Here is a 15,546-nt window from a genome sequence, read left to right as displayed (position 1 = left end):
CTCTTCCATTTGATTTATGCCAAATTCCAATGCTACGGAAAGCCCATGAACCGCCTGCGCTTTGCCCTGCCGCTGTTACTGCTCCCCGCTACCGACCTGCTCGCCGACACCTTCGAGCGCGACAACGCCCTGAAACTCCCCGATGTCGTCATCAGCGCCAACCGCCAGGTCCAGGCGCGCAGCGACAGCAGCGCCACCAACACCGTCTTCACTCGCGACGATATCGACCGCCTGCAGCCCACCAGCGTGAGCGACTTGCTGAGCCGTGTGCCAGGCGTGCAAGTGGCACAAAGTGGTGGTCGTGGCAGCGCGACCAACGTTTATATTCGTGGAACCTCCACCGCCCAGAGCCTGGTGCTGGTGGACGGCCAGCGCATCAGCAGCTCCACCACCGGCACCAGCAACCTGCAATACCTCAACATCGAGCAGATCGAACGTATAGAGGTGCTACGGGGTTCACGCTCGGCGATCTACGGCAGCGATGCCATCGGCGGGGTGATTCAGATCTTCACACGGCGCAATACGGCGTCCGGTGTGCAACCGCGCATGCATGTGGGCTTCGGCAGCCACCAGACATGGGAGCGCAGCCTGGGATTGTCCGGGGGCGACCAGCAAACCCGCTTCAACCTCGGTGCCAGCCTGGATGACACCGCCGGGATCAATCGCACCTACACGTCGTACCCCAGCGATGGCGACCATGATGCCTATCGCAACCAAGCCATCAGTTTCAGCCTGAGCCACGCGTTCACCGATGATGTCGATGCCGGCATAAACGTGCTGGATAACCGTGGCAAAAGCGAATTCGACAACCCCTTTGGCCGCTACGACTCGGCCACCTACCAGAGCTTCCAACAGAAACCCTACACCGACTTCACCGTCAGTAACGTCAGCAGCTTTATCGACGCTCATATCAACGACATCTGGAAATCGCGCGTAGAACTGGGCCACAGCGAAAACCGCGAAAAATCCCTGGATAAACTCAGCGATGAACGCAGTATGTTCAACACCTACCGCAACTCGCTGAACTGGCAGAACGATCTGACCCTCAATGATCAGAACAGTCTTATCCTGGGCGCCGACTGGTACGAAGACCAGGTCAACAGCAGCACCGCGTTCGCCGAAGACAGCCGCTGGAACCGCGCGGCGTTTATCCAGCACCGCTTTCAAGCCCGATACTTTTCCACAGAGCTGGGCCTGCGACGCGACCAGAACCAACAGTTCGGCGCTCACAACAGCTGGAGCGGCGCCTTGACCCTGCCCATCAACCCGGACAACGATCTGCTGCTGAGCTACAGCGAAGGTTTTCGTGCCCCGACGTTCAATGACCTGTACTACCCGGACGAATACGGTTTTAAAAACAGCAACCCGGATCTGAAACCCGAAACCTCGAAAAGCTACGAAGTGCAATGGCGCAGCCAGCTCAGCGACACCCTCCGCCTGGAGGCTTCGCTGTACCGCACCGATATTCGGGACGCCATCGTATTCGGCAGCGCAGGCCCGCAAAACGTCAGCTCGGCGCGCATCAACGGCTTCGAAGCCACGCTCCGGCAAGAGCTGTTCGGCTGGCAAGGCAGCCTGGGGCTGGCGATGATTGACCCACGCGACCGCGACTCCGGGCGCACCTTGGTGCGTCGCGCCCGACGCACCGTGAGCCTGGACCTGGATCGGCAATTCGACCGACTCGGCGTCGGCGCCAGTTGGCAAGCCGTCAGCAGCAGCTACGACGACCCGCAGAACCAACACCCGTTGGCCGGTTATGGATTGCTCGGGTTACGCGCCAGCTGGGCCGTGAACCATGAAGTCGCGCTGAACGTGAAGGTCGATAACCTGCTGGATAAACGCTACAGCCGCGCGTTGTATCAGTATCAAGGCCAGCAATATGGCTATCGGGAAGAAGGTCGGGCACTGATGTTTGGCGTGACCTGGACACCGGAACTCTAACGGGCAATCACCTCACACAATCGCGCCACCGCCTCCAGCATCTGCCCGCTGGGCCGTTCAAGGCCCTTGTCCGGCACCAGCAATAAACGCCCCTGCGCCACCGCGGCGACTTGGGGCCATGCCTTCCACGCGTCCAACTGAGGCTGATCCCCCGCCAGGATCACCTCGGGATTACGCTGCAATACCGACTCGATACTGACTTGCGGCGCGGGCAGCTTGAGGTCGTCGAAGACATTGCGTGCACCGCACACACTCAGCGCATCGCTGATGATCTGCCCACCGCCGACGGTATACAGCGGCTGGTTCCACACCTGGTAGAACACCCGCAGCGGTTCGGTACGCTGATAGCGCCGGCGCAGTTCGGCGAGACGTTGGCGCAATTGCGCGGCCAACTGTCGACCCGTATCAGGGCGGCCCAATTGCTCGGCGATCGCCTGAACCTGCGTGGTGAGTTGTTCAAGGCTGTGGGGCTCGGCGACGTACACCGGAATGTTCAGGCGCTGCAACTGCTCGCGCTGGGCTGGGCCGACGCTGCCGGGCCACAGCAGGATCAGGTCGGGTTTGAGACTGAGCAGGCGCTCCATGTCCAATTGGCCGTAACGCCCGACCGAGGGCACCTTGGCCAATGCAGCGGGCCTTTCGCCGCCGTCGAGCACGCCCACCAGCAGGTCGGCGGCACCCAGTTCCACCACCATTTCAGAGAGGGACGGCGCCAGGCTGACCACACGTTCAACGGCCATCCCCTGAACACTGAATGCCAGCAGCAGCACCGCCAGCCAGTAGCGCCTCATCCCAGCTGACGCGGGATGCGGTAAAGGTAGAACAACACCAGGGTCGACAGTGCCAGTAAGCACAAGGGCACCGCTTCCAGGCCAACGAATACCGCCAGCGCACCGATCCAGGCCGGCAAGGCAGCCACCAGCAACGCCGTGCGTCGACGGGCCGCGAGGGTGATCCAGGCAGCCGGTTCATTTTGGGTGTCGAGGGCTTTAGAGGTGGCGATCAGGGCATGTTTATAGCCGTTGAAGTAACGCAGGCTCAGAAACATCGAGGCCACTCCGGCGATAAAAAACGGCATGGCCAATATCGACAGCATCGGTTCGGCCTGACCGAACAGCAGGCTGATCATGAACAAGGGCAGCAACGCCAGGGCCAGGTACTGCCACCAGTTGAAGGACAGTCGCCGTTTCACCTGGCCACGGGTCACGCGCGGTCGACCTCGCCCTGGTGCTCGTTGCCCATCATGTGGTCGAGTTTGCTCGCCTTGGTCGCCAGGTAGAGCTTGTTGTGCGGGTTGTGCCCAGTGTGCAGCGGCACGCGCTCGGCCACGGTGATGCCCATCTCGGTCAAGGCCTTGACCTTGCGCGGGTTGTTGGTCATCAGGCGCAGGGATTTCACACCCAGATGTTCCAGCATCGGCAGGCAGATGCCGTAGTCACGCTGATCGGCGGCAAAACCCAGGCGCTCGTTGGCTTCGACGGTGTCGGCCCCGCCGTCCTGCAGCTCATAGGCGCGGATCTTGTTCATCAGGCCAATACCACGGCCTTCCTGGCGCAGGTACAGCAACACACCACGGCCTTCACGGGCGATGGCTCGCAATGCGGCTTCCAACTGCGAACCACAGTCGCAACGCTGGCTGAACAGCGCGTCACCGGTCAGGCACTCAGAATGCACACGGCCCAGCACCGGCGCGCCATCGGCGATGTCACCCAGGCTGAGCACAACGTGCTCGCGGCCGGTGGCCTCTTCGAGAAAGCCGTTCATGGTGAAGGTGGCAAAAGGGGTAGGCAGCTTGGAAGCGGCGACGAAAACGACGGGCACCGTGTGCTCCTGATTTCAGATTTCACAGAGGCTGTCATTGTAACAGCAGGTTCCTACAGACGCTTAAGCTGAATTATCGCTGATAAAGATCAATAGGTTCGATTGGCCTTCGTCCTGGTTCTATGCAGGTCAGAACGGATACGGCTGTTTCCACTGCTCGAAAATCGGCTTCAGTTCGCCACTTTTGACCAGAGCAGCCATGCGCCGGTCATACACCGCCATCAACGCACGGCCACGCTCGTTATCGGCAAAGCCTATGTACAACGGCAGCTCGGCGATGTGCGTGAGTTTGAACTGCGCGGGGTCATCGGCCTGAGCGAGGACGTATTTGGCTTCGGACAGCGCATCGATGTAAAAATCGGCGCGCCCGTGTTGCAGCATCGGCAGGATGCCGCTGCGCCGCTCGACCGGGTTGAAGCGACGCACATTGGGCAAGTACTCCTCGTACTTGTAGCCGCGCACCCAGGCCAGACGGTAGTTGCCCAGCGTTGCGATGCTCGGTGTCGGCGCAGTGGCCAGCCCCAGTGCGTAGATGTGGTCGGAGTCGAAGTTCCAGTGGGGGTACAGCACGCCCTCGGCTTCGTTGCGGTAAGAACCGACCCAGCCATCCACTTCGCCGCGCTGGGCCAGGCCGACCGAGCGGGTATAAGGCACGCTGCGGCTTTCTAAGGTGATGCCTGCCGGCTCGAAGATCTTTCGCAACACGTCCCAGGCCAGCCCTGTGCCATCCGGGTTGGTGTAGTCGTTCCACTCCTCGCTGGCCAGCATGACTTTGCCTGGAGGCGACGCCTCATCCGCCTGCACCAGCGGCGCGACGGTACACAGCGCTATCAGCAGCCAATGACGCATAGGCATGGTGAAAGGTCTCCGACACAGTGTGAACCGTATAGAGGGTAGTGCAGGTAGCCAGTTCACGGCGTCTCGCGAAAATGCTGATAACCACGAACGGCCGGAGTGATGTCCTGCCCGTTCGCATCGAGCAGCGTCACGCCCTGCCCCGCCTCGACCCGGCCGATCACATGAATCGGCCAGCCGTCGGCCAGCAGCGGTGCCAACTCGGCTGGCGGCAAGGTGAACACCAGTACGTAGTCGTCACCGCCGCTCAGGGCGGCCACACGCGCCTCGTCATCGCCGACAAATGCCAGCAGGGCCGCGGACAGTGGCAGCTGCTGACGCTCGACCAACAGGCCGACAGACGACGCCTTGGCAATATGCCCGCAATCAGCCAACAGCCCATCGGAGATATCCATCGCAGACGTGGCCCTGCCCCGCAGCGCCAACCCCAAGGCCAGTTGCGGTTGTGGCGACCAGTAATGCGCAAGCAACGGATCGGCAATGGCGGCCTGCGCACTGCGCTGGCCGAGCACCAGCGGCAAGGCCCCGGCCGCATTACCCAACGCCCCTCCGACACACAGCAGGTCACCCGGCCGCGCCCCGCTGCGCGTCAACGCCTGCCCAGCCGGCACACGCCCCAATACCGTCAGGGTCAGGCTCAGCGGGCCACGGGTGGTGTCGCCACCGACCAGCCTCACACCGCAATGTTGCGCCATGGCGTTCAAACCCTGGGCATAGCGTTGCAGCCAATCGGCATCGACCGTCGGAGTCGTCAGGGCAAGCGTAAACGCAAGAGGGTTGGCGCCCATGGCGGCCAGGTCGCTTACCGCCACGGCCAGTGAACGCTGGCCGAGCAGGAAGGGATCGCAGGGGTCGGCAAAGTGCACGCCGGCCACCAATGTATCCGTAGAGATTGCCAACTGCTCCCCGGGCGGGAGCGCCAGCAAGGCGCAGTCGTCGCCGATCCCCAGGGCAACGCCTTCGCCACCTTGCGCACAAGGCGCGGCGGCGAAGTAATTGCGGATCAGCTCGAACTCACCCATCAGGGACTCAAGCGCAAATCAGCGCTTATGTTCCTTCACTTCGGCTTCACGCAGGCGCGGGGCCAGTTTGTCGAGCACGCCGTTGACGAACTTGTGGCCGTCGGTCGAACCGTAGACTTTCGCCAGTTCGATACCTTCGTTGATCACCACGCGGTACGGTACGTCGACACGATAGATCAGTTCCCAGGCCGACAGCCGCATCACGCACAGCTCAACCGGGTCCAGCTCTTCGAGGGTCAGGTCCAGGCAAGGCGCCAGGGCCGTATCGATCTCGGTCAGGTGGGCATGCACACCGTGCAGAATGTCGTGGAAGTACGGCAGATCGGCAAAGGTGAAATCGTTGTCGACGCGAAACTGCGCTTCGATTTCGTTCAACGAAGCGCCCGCCAGTTGACGCTGATACAGCGCCTGGGTCGCCAATTGACGAGCAGCGCGGCGCTTCTCGTTCTTCGATGGCTTGCCGGCGTCCGCTGGGCGTGGGTCGCGTGGGTTGAAACGATCGCTCTCGTCGGAAATCACTTGGCCTCCAACTGCGACAGCAGGCTGACCATTTCCAGGGCGGACAGGGCAGCCTCGGCGCCTTTGTTACCGGCCTTGGTGCCGGAACGCTCGATGGCTTGTTCAATGGAATCAACGGTCAGTACGCCGAAGGCAACCGGTACGCCGAACTCCATGGACACCTGGGCCAGGCCCTTGGTGCATTCGCCAGCCACGTATTCGAAATGCGGGGTACCGCCACGAATGACCGCGCCCAGGGCGATGATCGCCGCGTATTCGGCCTGTTGCGCGACTTTTTGCGCAACCAGTGGAATCTCGAAGGCGCCAGGGGCACGGATGATGGTGATGTCGCTTTCGCTCACACCGTGGCGAACCAGGGCGTCCACAGCGCCACTTACCAGGCTTTCAACCACGAAGCTGTTGAAGCGGCCAACCACCAGGGCATAGCGGCCTTTGGGGGCGATGAAGGTACCTTCGATGGTCTTCAGGGTCATTCGACAAATCTCTTAAAGAGCCGGGACGCGAAAAAGGCGCCCCTTAGTGATGATTTAACCGCGAACAAGGGGCAGGAATCGCCGGCCTTTATTCGGAGGGCACGTATTCTACAACTTCCAGGTCGAAACCGGATATCGCATTAAATTTCATCGGTGCGCTCATCAGGCGCATTTTGCGCACACCGAGGTCACGCAGGATCTGCGAACCGGCACCGACAATGCTGTAGGTGGTCGGTTTTTTCACCGGCGCGTGGTCGGCGGTTTCGCGGATATGCGCCAGCAGCACGTCGCCATCCAGCGGGTGACCGAGCAACAGCACCACACCACTGCCTGCCTCGGAAACCGCAGCCATGGCGGCCCGCAGGCTCCAGCGACCCGGTTGCTTGACCATCAGCAGGTCACGCAGCGGGTCCATGTTGTGCACCCGCACCAGGGTCGGTTCTTCCGCGCAGATGTTGCCCAGGGTCAGGGCCATGTGCACGTCGCCTTCCACTGAATCACGGTAGGTCACCAAATTGAATTGGCCCAGTTCGCTGTCCAACGGCTGCTCGGCAATCCGCTGAACGGTACGTTCGTGGATCATGCGGTAGTGGATCAGGTCGGCAATAGTGCCGATCTTGATGTTGTGTTCAGCGGCAAAGGTTTCCAGTTCAGCACGACGGGCCATGGTGCCGTCGTCGTTCATCACCTCGCAGATCACCCCGCTCGGCTCAAAACCGGCCATGCGCGCCAGGTCGCAGGCGGCTTCGGTGTGGCCGGCACGCGCCAGAGTACCGCCCGGCTGGGCCATCAACGGGAAAATGTGGCCCGGGCTGACGATGTCCTCAGCCTTGGCGTCCTTGGCGGCAGCGGCTTGTACGGTGCGCGCGCGGTCAGCGGCGGAGATGCCGGTGGTGACGCCAGTGGTGGCCTCAATGGAAACCGTGAACTTGGTGCCGAAACCCGACCCATTGCGCGGCGCCATCAACGGCAGCTTGAGCAACTCGCAGCGCTCGCGGCTCATGGGCATGCAGATCAGCCCGCGGGCGTGCTTGGCCATGAAGTTGATGTGCTCGGCCTGGCAGGCCTCGGCGGCCATGATGATGTCGCCTTCGTTTTCGCGGTCTTCGTCATCCATCAGGATGACCATCTTGCCTTGGCGGATGTCTTCAACCAGTTCTTCGATGCTATTGAGCGCCACGCGGCACCCCCTTGGTCAGGATTTCAGGTAGCCGTTAGCGGCCAGAAAACTTTCAGTGATGTTCCCGGACGCAGGCTCTGCGGCCTTATCGCCCAACAGCAGGCGCTCCAGGTAACGGGCAAGCAAGTCCACTTCCAGGTTCACCCGGCGACCCGGCTGGTAGGAGGCCATGATGGTTTCGCTGAGGGTGTGGGGAATGATGGTCAGTTCAAACTCGGCGCCATTCACCGCATTCACGGTCAGGCTGGTGCCGTCGACGGTGATCGAGCCTTTGTGGGCGATGTACTTGGCCAGCTCTTTGGGGGCACGGATGCGGAATTCCACGGCACGTGCGTTTTCGCTGCGCGCCACCACTTCGCCAACGCCGTCGACATGGCCGCTGACCAAGTGACCGCCCAGGCGGGTGGTGGGGGTCAGGGCTTTTTCCAGGTTGACCGGGCTGCCCGCCTTGAGGTCATTCATCGCGGTGCAGTCCAGGGTTTCCCGGCTGACATCAGCGGCAAAGCCGTTGCCCGGCAACTCGATGACGGTCAGGCACACGCCGTTGACGGCGATGCTGTCGCCCAGCTTGACGTCGCCGAGATCGAGCTTGCCGGTTTCAACCAGCAGGCGCACATCGCCGCCTTTTGGGGTCATGGCGCGGATGCTGCCGATGGATTCGATGATGCCGGTGAACATGGCCTTCTCCTGGAAAACGGGGCTGCGCCTGGCGCAGGCCGAAAATTATACGCTCGCTACTGGCAAAGGAATGGCAGTGACTCGCCAGTCGTCGCCCACAGCGCGCATTTCAGTGATCTTGAGTTGGGGGGCATCCGCCAGTTTCTCAAGCGGCCAGTCCAACAAAGGCCGGGCAGCGGAACCGAGAAACTTGCCGGCGACGAAAATCACGTACTCGTCGACCAGGCCCTGCTGGGCAAAAGCGCCTGCCAGGCTTGGGCCGGCTTCTACCAACACCTCGTTGACGCCACGGGCGGCCAGGGCAACCAGCGCCGAGCGCAGGTCGACCTGGCCAGCAACTCCCGGTACCACCAGGCACTCAGGGCCACGAGGGAACTGATTCTCCGGCGTGACACAGGTGATGACCAACGCTGGCCCGGCCTTGAAGAACGGCGCATCGAGCGGCACGCGCAGGCGGCCGTCGATCAGCACGCGCAATGGCGGGCGCGACATGGCCAAGGCGGTGGTGGCCTCATCCAGGCCCAGCTCGGCGGCACGCACGGTCAGGCGCGCACCATCGGCCAATACAGTGTCGGCGCCGGTCAGCACTACACTGGCTTCGGCACGCAGGCGTTGCACGGCGGCGCGGGCAGCCGGGCCGGTGATCCATTGGCTTTCGCCGCTGGCCATGGCGGTACGGCCATCCAGGCTCATCGCCAGCTTGACCCGCACAAATGGCAGGCCGTGTTCCATGCGTTTGAGGAACCCCGGGTTCAATGCTCGCGCCTGCGCCTCGAGGACACCGCCATGGACCTCGATGCCGGCCTGAGCCAAGCGCTGCATGCCACGCCCGGCCACTTCCGGGTTGGGGTCCTGCATCGCTGCAACGACACGGGCTACACCTGCGCTCACCAAGGCATCCGCGCACGGCGGTGTACGCCCATGATGGCTGCAGGGTTCGAGGGTCACATACACCGTGGCGCCACGCGCCTTGTCACCGGCGGCGCGCAGGGCGTTGGGCTCGGCGTGGGGCTCGCCGGCGCGCTCATGCCAGCCTTCGCCGACAACCTGCCCATCACGCACGATCACGCAACCCACACGCGGGTTAGGGTGCGTGGTGTAGAGGCCCTTGCGCGCCAGTTCGAGCGCACGCGCCATGTAATGGGCGTCGAGCACGGCCTGCTCAGCGGAAGGTGTCGTCATTGTTTAACCGGCTCACGGGCCAGGCGGTCGATCTCTTCGCGGAACTCATTGAGGTCCTGGAAGCGTCGATACACCGAGGCGAAACGGATATAGGCGACTTCATCGAGCTTTTGCAGCTCGCCCATCACCAGTTCTCCAACCACCAGGCTCTTGACCTCGCGCTCGCCGGTCGCGCGCAGCTTGTGCTTGATATGCACCAGCGCCGCCTCCAGCCGCTCGACACTCACCGGGCGTTTTTCCAGGGCGCGCTGCATACCGGCGCGAAGTTTGTCTTCGTCGAAAGGCTGGCGGCTGCCGTCGGACTTGATCAGACGGGGCAATACCAGTTCGGCGGTTTCGAAGGTGGTGAAACGTTCACCGCAGGCCAGGCATTCGCGCCGGCGACGCACTTGATCGCCCTCGGCGACCAGACGCGAGTCAATGACCTTGGTGTCGTTGGCACCGCAGAAGGGACAGTGCATGGTGGCAGGCAACAAAAAAAGGGAGGGCCATGGTAGCGCATCCCCGTGGCAAGACAAGCCATAGCCTTTACGGTATATAGGCGGGCTATTATGTTTGTTGATTTTCAAACCACGGATTTTGTCCTTTCTGGAGCCGTACATGCAGCTACGACCACTGGTTTTACTCGCCCTGTTCAGTTTTCTGGTCGCCTGCAGCAGCGAAGCCCCCAAGCCGGCCGCGCCTCAACCCACACCGGCACAAGAGAAAAAAGTGCCCGGTATTGAAGACCTCGGCCCCTTGCCGGCTTATCAACGGGAAATCAGCGGCGTCCTCAACGGCGTGCCGGCCAACGCCGAGGTCGAACTGGCATTGCTGGTGATCGATGAGCGCAACCGCCCGCAGCAACTGCTCGCCAGCAGCGTGTTGAACGCCAACGGCAAGCCGCTGGCCTTCCGTCTGCGCTTCAACCCCGAGGCCTTCCCGGTCGGTGCGCGGGTTGAATTACGCGGCCGCGCCAGCCAGTCCGGCCAGTTGATCCTGCACCTGCCCGCGGTGCGTATCACCCAGGCGATCACCCAGACCACCGGCCCCCTGCAACTCGTCAAGGCACCATGACGCCACCGCTGCACCTGCAGCGCGCCCTGAGCGAATTGATCGGCGACGCGCAACTGGTGCCCTGCCCGCTGCCGGGCACCGAGCTGTCGCTGTGGTTGCTGGACGCGGACAACATGGACCGCGAATTCAGCCAGGAGGAAACCCGGCGCATCCTGCATGAGCCGCCCTACTGGAGTTTCTGCTGGGCCAGCGGTCTGGCGTTGGCGCGTTACCTGGCGGCCTACCCCGAATGGGTCGCCGGCAAGCGCGTACTGGATTTTGGCGCCGGCTCCGGCGTGGCCGGGATTGCCGCCGTCAAAGCGGGCGCGCTGGAGGTGGTGGCCTGCGACCTTGACCCACTGGCGTTGGCCGCCTGCCGGGCCAACGCCGAACTCAACGGTGTGGCACTGGGTTATTCGGCAGACTTTTTCGCCGAAGCCGACCGCTTCGACCTGATCCTGGTGGCCGACGTGCTCTACGACCGTGCCAACCTGCCGCTGCTGGACCAGTTTCTGACCCGCGGCCGCGAAGCGCTGGTGGCGGATTCGCGGGTGAAGGACTTTCAACACCCGGATTATCGGCGGTTGGAGATCCTTGATGCGCTGACGTTGCCAGACCTGGCCGAACCTTGGGAGTTTCGCAAGGTGAGCCTGTACCATTCGCGGCGCCAGCCCTTATAGTTGCCCCATTCCCGCTTTATTCGAGACGCCCCATGAGTGAGCCCACGCCGTACATCTTCGATGCCACCACCGCCACCTTCGACCAGGCGGTGATCGAGAACTCGTTCCACAAGCCCGTGCTGGTGGATTTCTGGGCCGAGTGGTGTGCGCCGTGCAAAGCGCTGATGCCGCTGTTGGCGCAGATTGCCGAGAGTTATCAGGGCGAGTTGCTGCTGGCCAAGGTCGACTGCGAGGCCGAGCAGGATATCGTCGCGCGTTTTGGCATTCGCAGCCTGCCAACCGTGGTGTTGTTCAAGGATGGCCAACCGGTGGACGGATTTGCCGGTGCACAGCCGGAGTCGGCGGTGCGGGCGATGCTGGAGCCACATGTACAGATGCCACCACCGGCCGCGGCCGATCCTCTGGAACAGGCTCAGGCGCTGTTTGCCGAAGGGCGTATCAGCGAGGCCGAAGCGGTGCTGGTCGCACTGTTGGGCGAAGACAACACCAACGCCGCCGCGCTGATCCTGTACGCGCGCTGCCTGGCCGAACGTGGCGAATTGGGCGAAGCCCAGGCCGTGCTGGATGCCGTGAAGGGCGATGAGCACAAGGCCGCACTCGCCGGGGCGAAGGCACAGATCACGTTCCTGCGCCAGGCTGCCGACCTGCCGGACGCGGCCGAACTGAAAAGCCGCCTGGCGCAAAACCCGCAGGACGATGAAGCGGCCTATCAACTGGCGATTCAACAACTGGCGCGCCAGCAATACGACGCGGCGCTGGAAGGCTTGCTGAAGCTGTTTATCCGCAATCGCAGCTACAGCGAGGGTTTGCCGCACAAGACCCTGCTGCAGGTGTTCGAATTGCTCGGCAATGAGCATCCGCTGGTAACCGTATACCGTCGCAAGTTGTTCGCCGCGCTGTATTAAGCCTCGACCCAACGGTACAGCGGCGTGTCCCCGCCGCTGGCGACTTTCACATTGGCACTGTGTCGCAAGCGCACCAACAGGCGCTTGCCGGACGCAGCATCGCCGGCCAGACCTTCCAGTTGATCCAGTAACTCCAACCCGCTGAGTTGCCCGGCCTTGCGTAACAGGTCCTGGGCTTTCTGCCACAGGTCATCGGTCTGTTTGACCGGCGCAACGGTTGGCGCAGTCGGCACCGGAGCCGCCTGCAACTGCGCGCCCAGCCGGGCCCAGTCGCCGTCGTCCAGCTCCAGGGTCAAATCCACCGGCAGGTCGCCGACAGTTCCACGAATTCGCAACATCGTCCTTACTCCTGCACTTTTCTGACGGGCATGCTCCCACGCGGCTTGCGCAACGCCAAGCAGGCGGTCAAACTCTCGCAACATTGTTATAAGATCACATAACAAAACTTTCATGTTCTGGAGCCCTCTCATGCGCCGTCTGCTGCTCGCTTTGCCGTTTGCCCTGCTGCCATTGGCTGTCGCCCACGCTCATGACGATCACGAACATGAACACGGCAGCCTGGGCGCCCATGAACACGGGGTCGGTCGCCTAAACGCCGTGCTCGACGGCCAGGCGCTGGAAGTGGAGTTCGACAGCCCGGCGATGAACCTCGTGGGCTTCGAACACCAGGCCAGCACCGCCGCCGACAAGGCCAAGGTCGCCGCCGCGCGCAAACAGCTGGAAAATCCGCTGGCCCTGTTCAACCTGCCCAAAGCCGCCGGCTGCGTGATCAGCACCCAGGAGCTCAACAGCCCGCTGTTCGGCGACAAGCCTGAAGCCGACCATGACGACGACGATGACGACCACGCCACCGACGGCAAAGGCGCCGCCGCCCACGAGCATCATCACGACCACAGCGAGATCCATGCGCACTACCAATTCACGTGCGCCACGCCGACGGCCCTGAGCAATTTCGACCTGACGCAAGTGTTCAAGACCTTCCCCGCCACCCAGAAAATCCAGGTACAACTGATCGGTCCGAGCGGCCAGCAAGGTGTTGAAGCGACGGCCACCGCAGCCACCCTGAAGTTGTAGGAACCAGCTTGCTCACGAAAAACTCAAGCGCGCCGCGTTCACCGGAATGCCGCGTTATCGTTAACGTCTTTCGCGAGCAAGCTCGCTTCTACAGAAAGCCCAATGCGTGAACTGCAACCATGACTCAAGCGTTAATCGAACTGTCTGACCTGGGCTTCAACTGGCCCGGCCACCCACAGTTGCTGGACATCCCTGCGTTCCGCCTGGAAGCAGGAGAAACCCTGTTCCTCAAAGGCCCGAGCGGCAGCGGCAAAACCACCCTGCTCGGGCTGCTGGGCGGCGTGCAGAAACCCAGCCGCGGCAGCATTCGCCTGCTCGGCCAGGAACTCACCGAACTGTCGGCCGGTGCCCGCGACCGTTTCCGCGTCGATCACACCGGTTATATCTTCCAGCAGTTCAACCTGCTGCCGTTTCTGTCGGTGCGCGAGAACGTCGAACTGCCCTGCCACTTTTCCAAGCTGCGCGCGCAACGGGCGATCCAGCGTCACGGCAGCGTCGATCAGGCCGCCGCCACTTTGCTGGCGCATTTGGGGCTCAACGCCCCAGACCTGCTGGAGCGCCGCGCCGACTCGCTGTCCATCGGCCAGCAGCAACGGGTGGCCGCCGCCCGTGCGCTGATTGGCCAGCCGGAACTGGTAATCGCCGACGAACCCACCTCGGCCCTGGACTACGACGCTCGCGAAGCGTTCATCCAGTTGTTGTTCGCCGAATGCCGCGAAGCCGGCGCCAGCCTGTTGTTCGTCAGCCATGACCAGAGCCTGGCACCGCTGTTCGACCGCAACCTGTCGCTGGCCGAACTCAATCGCGCCGCCACGCCCGCAGAGGTTTGAGATGTATTTGTTCCGTCTAGCCATGGCCAGCCTGGCTAACCGCCGCTTTACCGCGATCCTCACCGCTTTCGCCATCGCCCTGTCGGTGTGCCTGCTGCTGGCCGTGGAGCGGGTGCGCACTGAAGCGCGCAACAGTTTCGCCAGCACCATCAGCGGTACCGACTTGATCGTCGGCGCCCGCTCCGGCTCGGTCAACCTGCTGCTGTACTCGGTGTTCCGCATCGGCAATGCCACCAACAACATCCGCTGGGACAGCTACGAGCACTTCGCCGCCAGCCCGCAAGTGAAGTGGGCGATCCCGATTTCCCTCGGCGACTCCCACCGCGGCTACCGCGTGATGGGCACCAACGCGTCCTACTTCGAGCATTACCAGTACGGCCGCAAACAGAACCTCGAACTGGCCAGCGGCCGCGCCTTCGCCACCGACCCGTTCGAAGTGGTACTGGGCGCCGAAGTGGCCGACGCCCTGCATTACAAACTCGGCGACAAGCTGGTGCTGGCCCATGGCGTGGCGGTCGTCAGCCTGGTGAAACACGATGACAAGCCGTTCACTGTGGTCGGCATTCTCAAGCGCACCGGCACGCCGGTGGACCGCACGCTGCACATCAGCCTCGGCGGTATGGAAGCGATCCATATCGACTGGCACAACGGCGTACCGGCCCAGGGCAAAGGCCGCATCAGTGCCGAGCAGGCGCGCAATATGGACCTCACTCCACAGGCCATCACGGCCTTCATGCTCGGCCTGAACAACAAGATTTCCACCTTCGCCCTGCAACGGGAAATCAACGATTTCCGTGGTGAGCCGATGCTGGCGATCCTGCCGGGCGTGGCCCTGCAAGAGTTGTGGAGCATGATGGGCACCGCCGAAAAGGCGCTGTTCGTGATTTCGTTATTTGTAGTGCTGACCGGTCTGATCGGCATGCTCACAGCGATCCTCACCAGCCTCAACGAACGTCGCCGCGAAATGGCGATATTGCGGTCGGTGGGCGCACGGCCTTGGCATATCGCGACGCTGCTGATCTTCGAAGCCTTCGCCCTGGCGTTGTCCGGCGTGGTGGTGGGCGTGGGTTTGCTGTACGTATGCATCGCCGCATCGCGCGGGTATTTGCAGGCCAACTATGGTCTGGACTTGCCGATGTCGTGGCCGAGCGAATATGAATGGACACTGCTCGCCGGTATCTTGTGCGCAGCGTTGTTGATGGGCAGCGTGCCCGCGTGGCGTGCCTATCGACAATCACTGGCCGATGGCCTGTCGATTAGGGTTTAAGAGCAGCTGCAAGCTTTAAGCTTTAAGCTTCAAGCGGGAAGCGCTTCGGCTTTTACTTGAAGCTTGCAGCTGATAGCTACCTAC

Annotated in this window: 19 protein-coding genes; 7 read left to right on the top strand and 12 right to left on the bottom strand. The window is 62.5% G+C overall.

The genetic code is table 11. From position 1 onward, the window contains the following. Positions 1–45 precede the first annotated feature (45 nt). Positions 46–1,941: a TonB-dependent receptor domain-containing protein gene (locus tag EXW71_RS24950; RefSeq protein ID WP_134660515.1), complete on the top strand. Its 1,896-nt coding sequence runs from the start codon at positions 46–48 to the stop codon at positions 1,939–1,941. Here EXW71_RS24950 and EXW71_RS24945 read toward each other — a convergent pair. The 11 genes from EXW71_RS24945 to nrdR all read right to left on the bottom strand — a co-directional run bounded on the left by EXW71_RS24945 (position 1,938) and on the right by nrdR (position 10,132). After that, positions 1,938–2,732 carry a cobalamin-binding protein gene (locus tag EXW71_RS24945; protein WP_134660514.1) on the bottom strand — a complete coding sequence of 265 codons (795 nt, stop codon included), beginning with the start codon at positions 2,730–2,732 and terminating at the stop codon, positions 1,938–1,940. The genes EXW71_RS24950 and EXW71_RS24945 overlap by 4 nt on opposite strands. Continuing rightward, positions 2,729–3,148, bottom strand: coding sequence for an MFS transporter (locus EXW71_RS24940; protein WP_134660513.1), 420 nt, complete (start codon positions 3,146–3,148; stop codon positions 2,729–2,731). The genes EXW71_RS24945 and EXW71_RS24940 overlap by 4 nt, the downstream gene beginning before the upstream one ends. Further along, positions 3,145–3,762 carry a GTP cyclohydrolase II gene (ribA, locus tag EXW71_RS24935; protein ID WP_123717382.1) on the bottom strand — a complete coding sequence of 206 codons (618 nt, stop codon included), beginning with the start codon at positions 3,760–3,762 and terminating at the stop codon, positions 3,145–3,147. The genes EXW71_RS24940 and ribA overlap by 4 nt, the downstream gene beginning before the upstream one ends. Before the next feature lie 129 nt (positions 3,763–3,891). Continuing rightward, positions 3,892–4,617, bottom strand: a complete 726-nt coding sequence (locus EXW71_RS24930; protein ID WP_134660512.1) for an ABC transporter substrate-binding protein — start codon at positions 4,615–4,617, stop codon at positions 3,892–3,894. Between the two features lie 56 nt (positions 4,618–4,673). Further along, positions 4,674–5,639 (bottom strand): thiamine-phosphate kinase, encoded by a 966-nt coding sequence (gene thiL, locus EXW71_RS24925; RefSeq protein ID WP_134660511.1) that lies wholly within the window; start codon positions 5,637–5,639, stop codon positions 4,674–4,676. Between the two features lie 18 nt (positions 5,640–5,657). Beyond that, on the bottom strand, positions 5,658–6,158 hold the full coding sequence (gene nusB / locus EXW71_RS24920) for a transcription antitermination factor NusB (protein ID WP_123717379.1): 501 nt from the start codon (positions 6,156–6,158) through the stop codon (positions 5,658–5,660). Further along, complete coding sequence (ribE, locus tag EXW71_RS24915) at positions 6,155–6,631, bottom strand: 6,7-dimethyl-8-ribityllumazine synthase (RefSeq protein WP_034100965.1); 477 nt, start codon at positions 6,629–6,631, stop codon at positions 6,155–6,157. The genes nusB and ribE overlap by 4 nt, the downstream gene beginning before the upstream one ends. Before the next feature lie 88 nt (positions 6,632–6,719). After that, positions 6,720–7,811 (bottom strand): bifunctional 3,4-dihydroxy-2-butanone-4-phosphate synthase/GTP cyclohydrolase II, encoded by a 1,092-nt coding sequence (gene ribBA / locus EXW71_RS24910; protein ID WP_123717378.1) that lies wholly within the window; start codon positions 7,809–7,811, stop codon positions 6,720–6,722. Positions 7,812–7,826: 15 nt separating this feature from the next. After that, complete coding sequence (locus EXW71_RS24905; protein WP_123717377.1) at positions 7,827–8,489, bottom strand: riboflavin synthase; 663 nt, start codon at positions 8,487–8,489, stop codon at positions 7,827–7,829. A gap of 45 nt (positions 8,490–8,534) precedes the next feature. Further along, a complete protein-coding gene (gene ribD, locus EXW71_RS24900; RefSeq protein WP_123717376.1) occupies positions 8,535–9,671 on the bottom strand; it encodes a bifunctional diaminohydroxyphosphoribosylaminopyrimidine deaminase/5-amino-6-(5-phosphoribosylamino)uracil reductase RibD in 1,137 nt (378 codons plus the stop codon). Further along, positions 9,668–10,132, bottom strand: a complete 465-nt coding sequence (nrdR, locus tag EXW71_RS24895; protein ID WP_167659696.1) for a transcriptional regulator NrdR — start codon at positions 10,130–10,132, stop codon at positions 9,668–9,670. Before nrdR ends, ribD begins: the two co-directional genes overlap by 4 nt. 139 nt (positions 10,133–10,271) lie before the next feature. On the opposite strand from nrdR, the gene EXW71_RS24890 reads away from it, so the two are divergent. Genes EXW71_RS24890 through trxA form a run of 3 tightly spaced genes read left to right on the top strand, consistent with a single transcriptional unit; the run spans position 10,272 to position 12,291 of the window. Then, positions 10,272–10,727, top strand: a complete 456-nt coding sequence (locus EXW71_RS24890) for a YbaY family lipoprotein (RefSeq protein ID WP_123717374.1) — start codon at positions 10,272–10,274, stop codon at positions 10,725–10,727. Beyond that, positions 10,724–11,386: a methyltransferase gene (locus EXW71_RS24885; protein WP_123717373.1), complete on the top strand. Its 663-nt coding sequence runs from the start codon at positions 10,724–10,726 to the stop codon at positions 11,384–11,386. Before EXW71_RS24890 ends, EXW71_RS24885 begins: the two co-directional genes overlap by 4 nt. A 32-nt stretch (positions 11,387–11,418) precedes the next feature. Continuing rightward, positions 11,419–12,291 carry a thioredoxin gene (gene trxA, locus EXW71_RS24880; protein WP_123717372.1) on the top strand — a complete coding sequence of 291 codons (873 nt, stop codon included), beginning with the start codon at positions 11,419–11,421 and terminating at the stop codon, positions 12,289–12,291. Here the strand turns inward: trxA and EXW71_RS24875 are convergent. Next, a complete protein-coding gene (locus tag EXW71_RS24875) occupies positions 12,288–12,629 on the bottom strand; it encodes a hypothetical protein (protein WP_134660510.1) in 342 nt (113 codons plus the stop codon). The genes trxA and EXW71_RS24875 overlap by 4 nt on opposite strands. A 130-nt stretch (positions 12,630–12,759) precedes the next feature. On the opposite strand from EXW71_RS24875, the gene EXW71_RS24870 reads away from it, so the two are divergent. From EXW71_RS24870 to EXW71_RS24860, 3 genes are all read left to right on the top strand, one after another. Further along, on the top strand, positions 12,760–13,365 hold the full coding sequence (locus tag EXW71_RS24870) for a DUF2796 domain-containing protein (RefSeq protein WP_123717370.1): 606 nt from the start codon (positions 12,760–12,762) through the stop codon (positions 13,363–13,365). A 119-nt stretch (positions 13,366–13,484) separates the two neighbouring features. Further along, the gene (locus tag EXW71_RS24865) at positions 13,485–14,195 is read left to right on the top strand and encodes an ABC transporter ATP-binding protein (RefSeq protein WP_123717479.1); all 711 of its coding nucleotides are present in this window, start codon (positions 13,485–13,487) and stop codon (positions 14,193–14,195) included. 1 nt (position 14,196) lies between these two features. Next, entirely contained in the window at positions 14,197–15,462 is a 1,266-nt protein-coding gene (locus EXW71_RS24860; protein WP_123717369.1) for an ABC transporter permease, read from the top strand. Positions 15,463–15,546: the final 84 nt, after the last annotated feature.

This window comes from Pseudomonas sp. BCA17, assembly GCF_004519405.1.
Classification (GTDB): Bacteria; Pseudomonadota; Gammaproteobacteria; order Pseudomonadales; family Pseudomonadaceae; genus Aquipseudomonas.
This window is presented reverse-complemented; position numbering and strand designations above follow the sequence as displayed.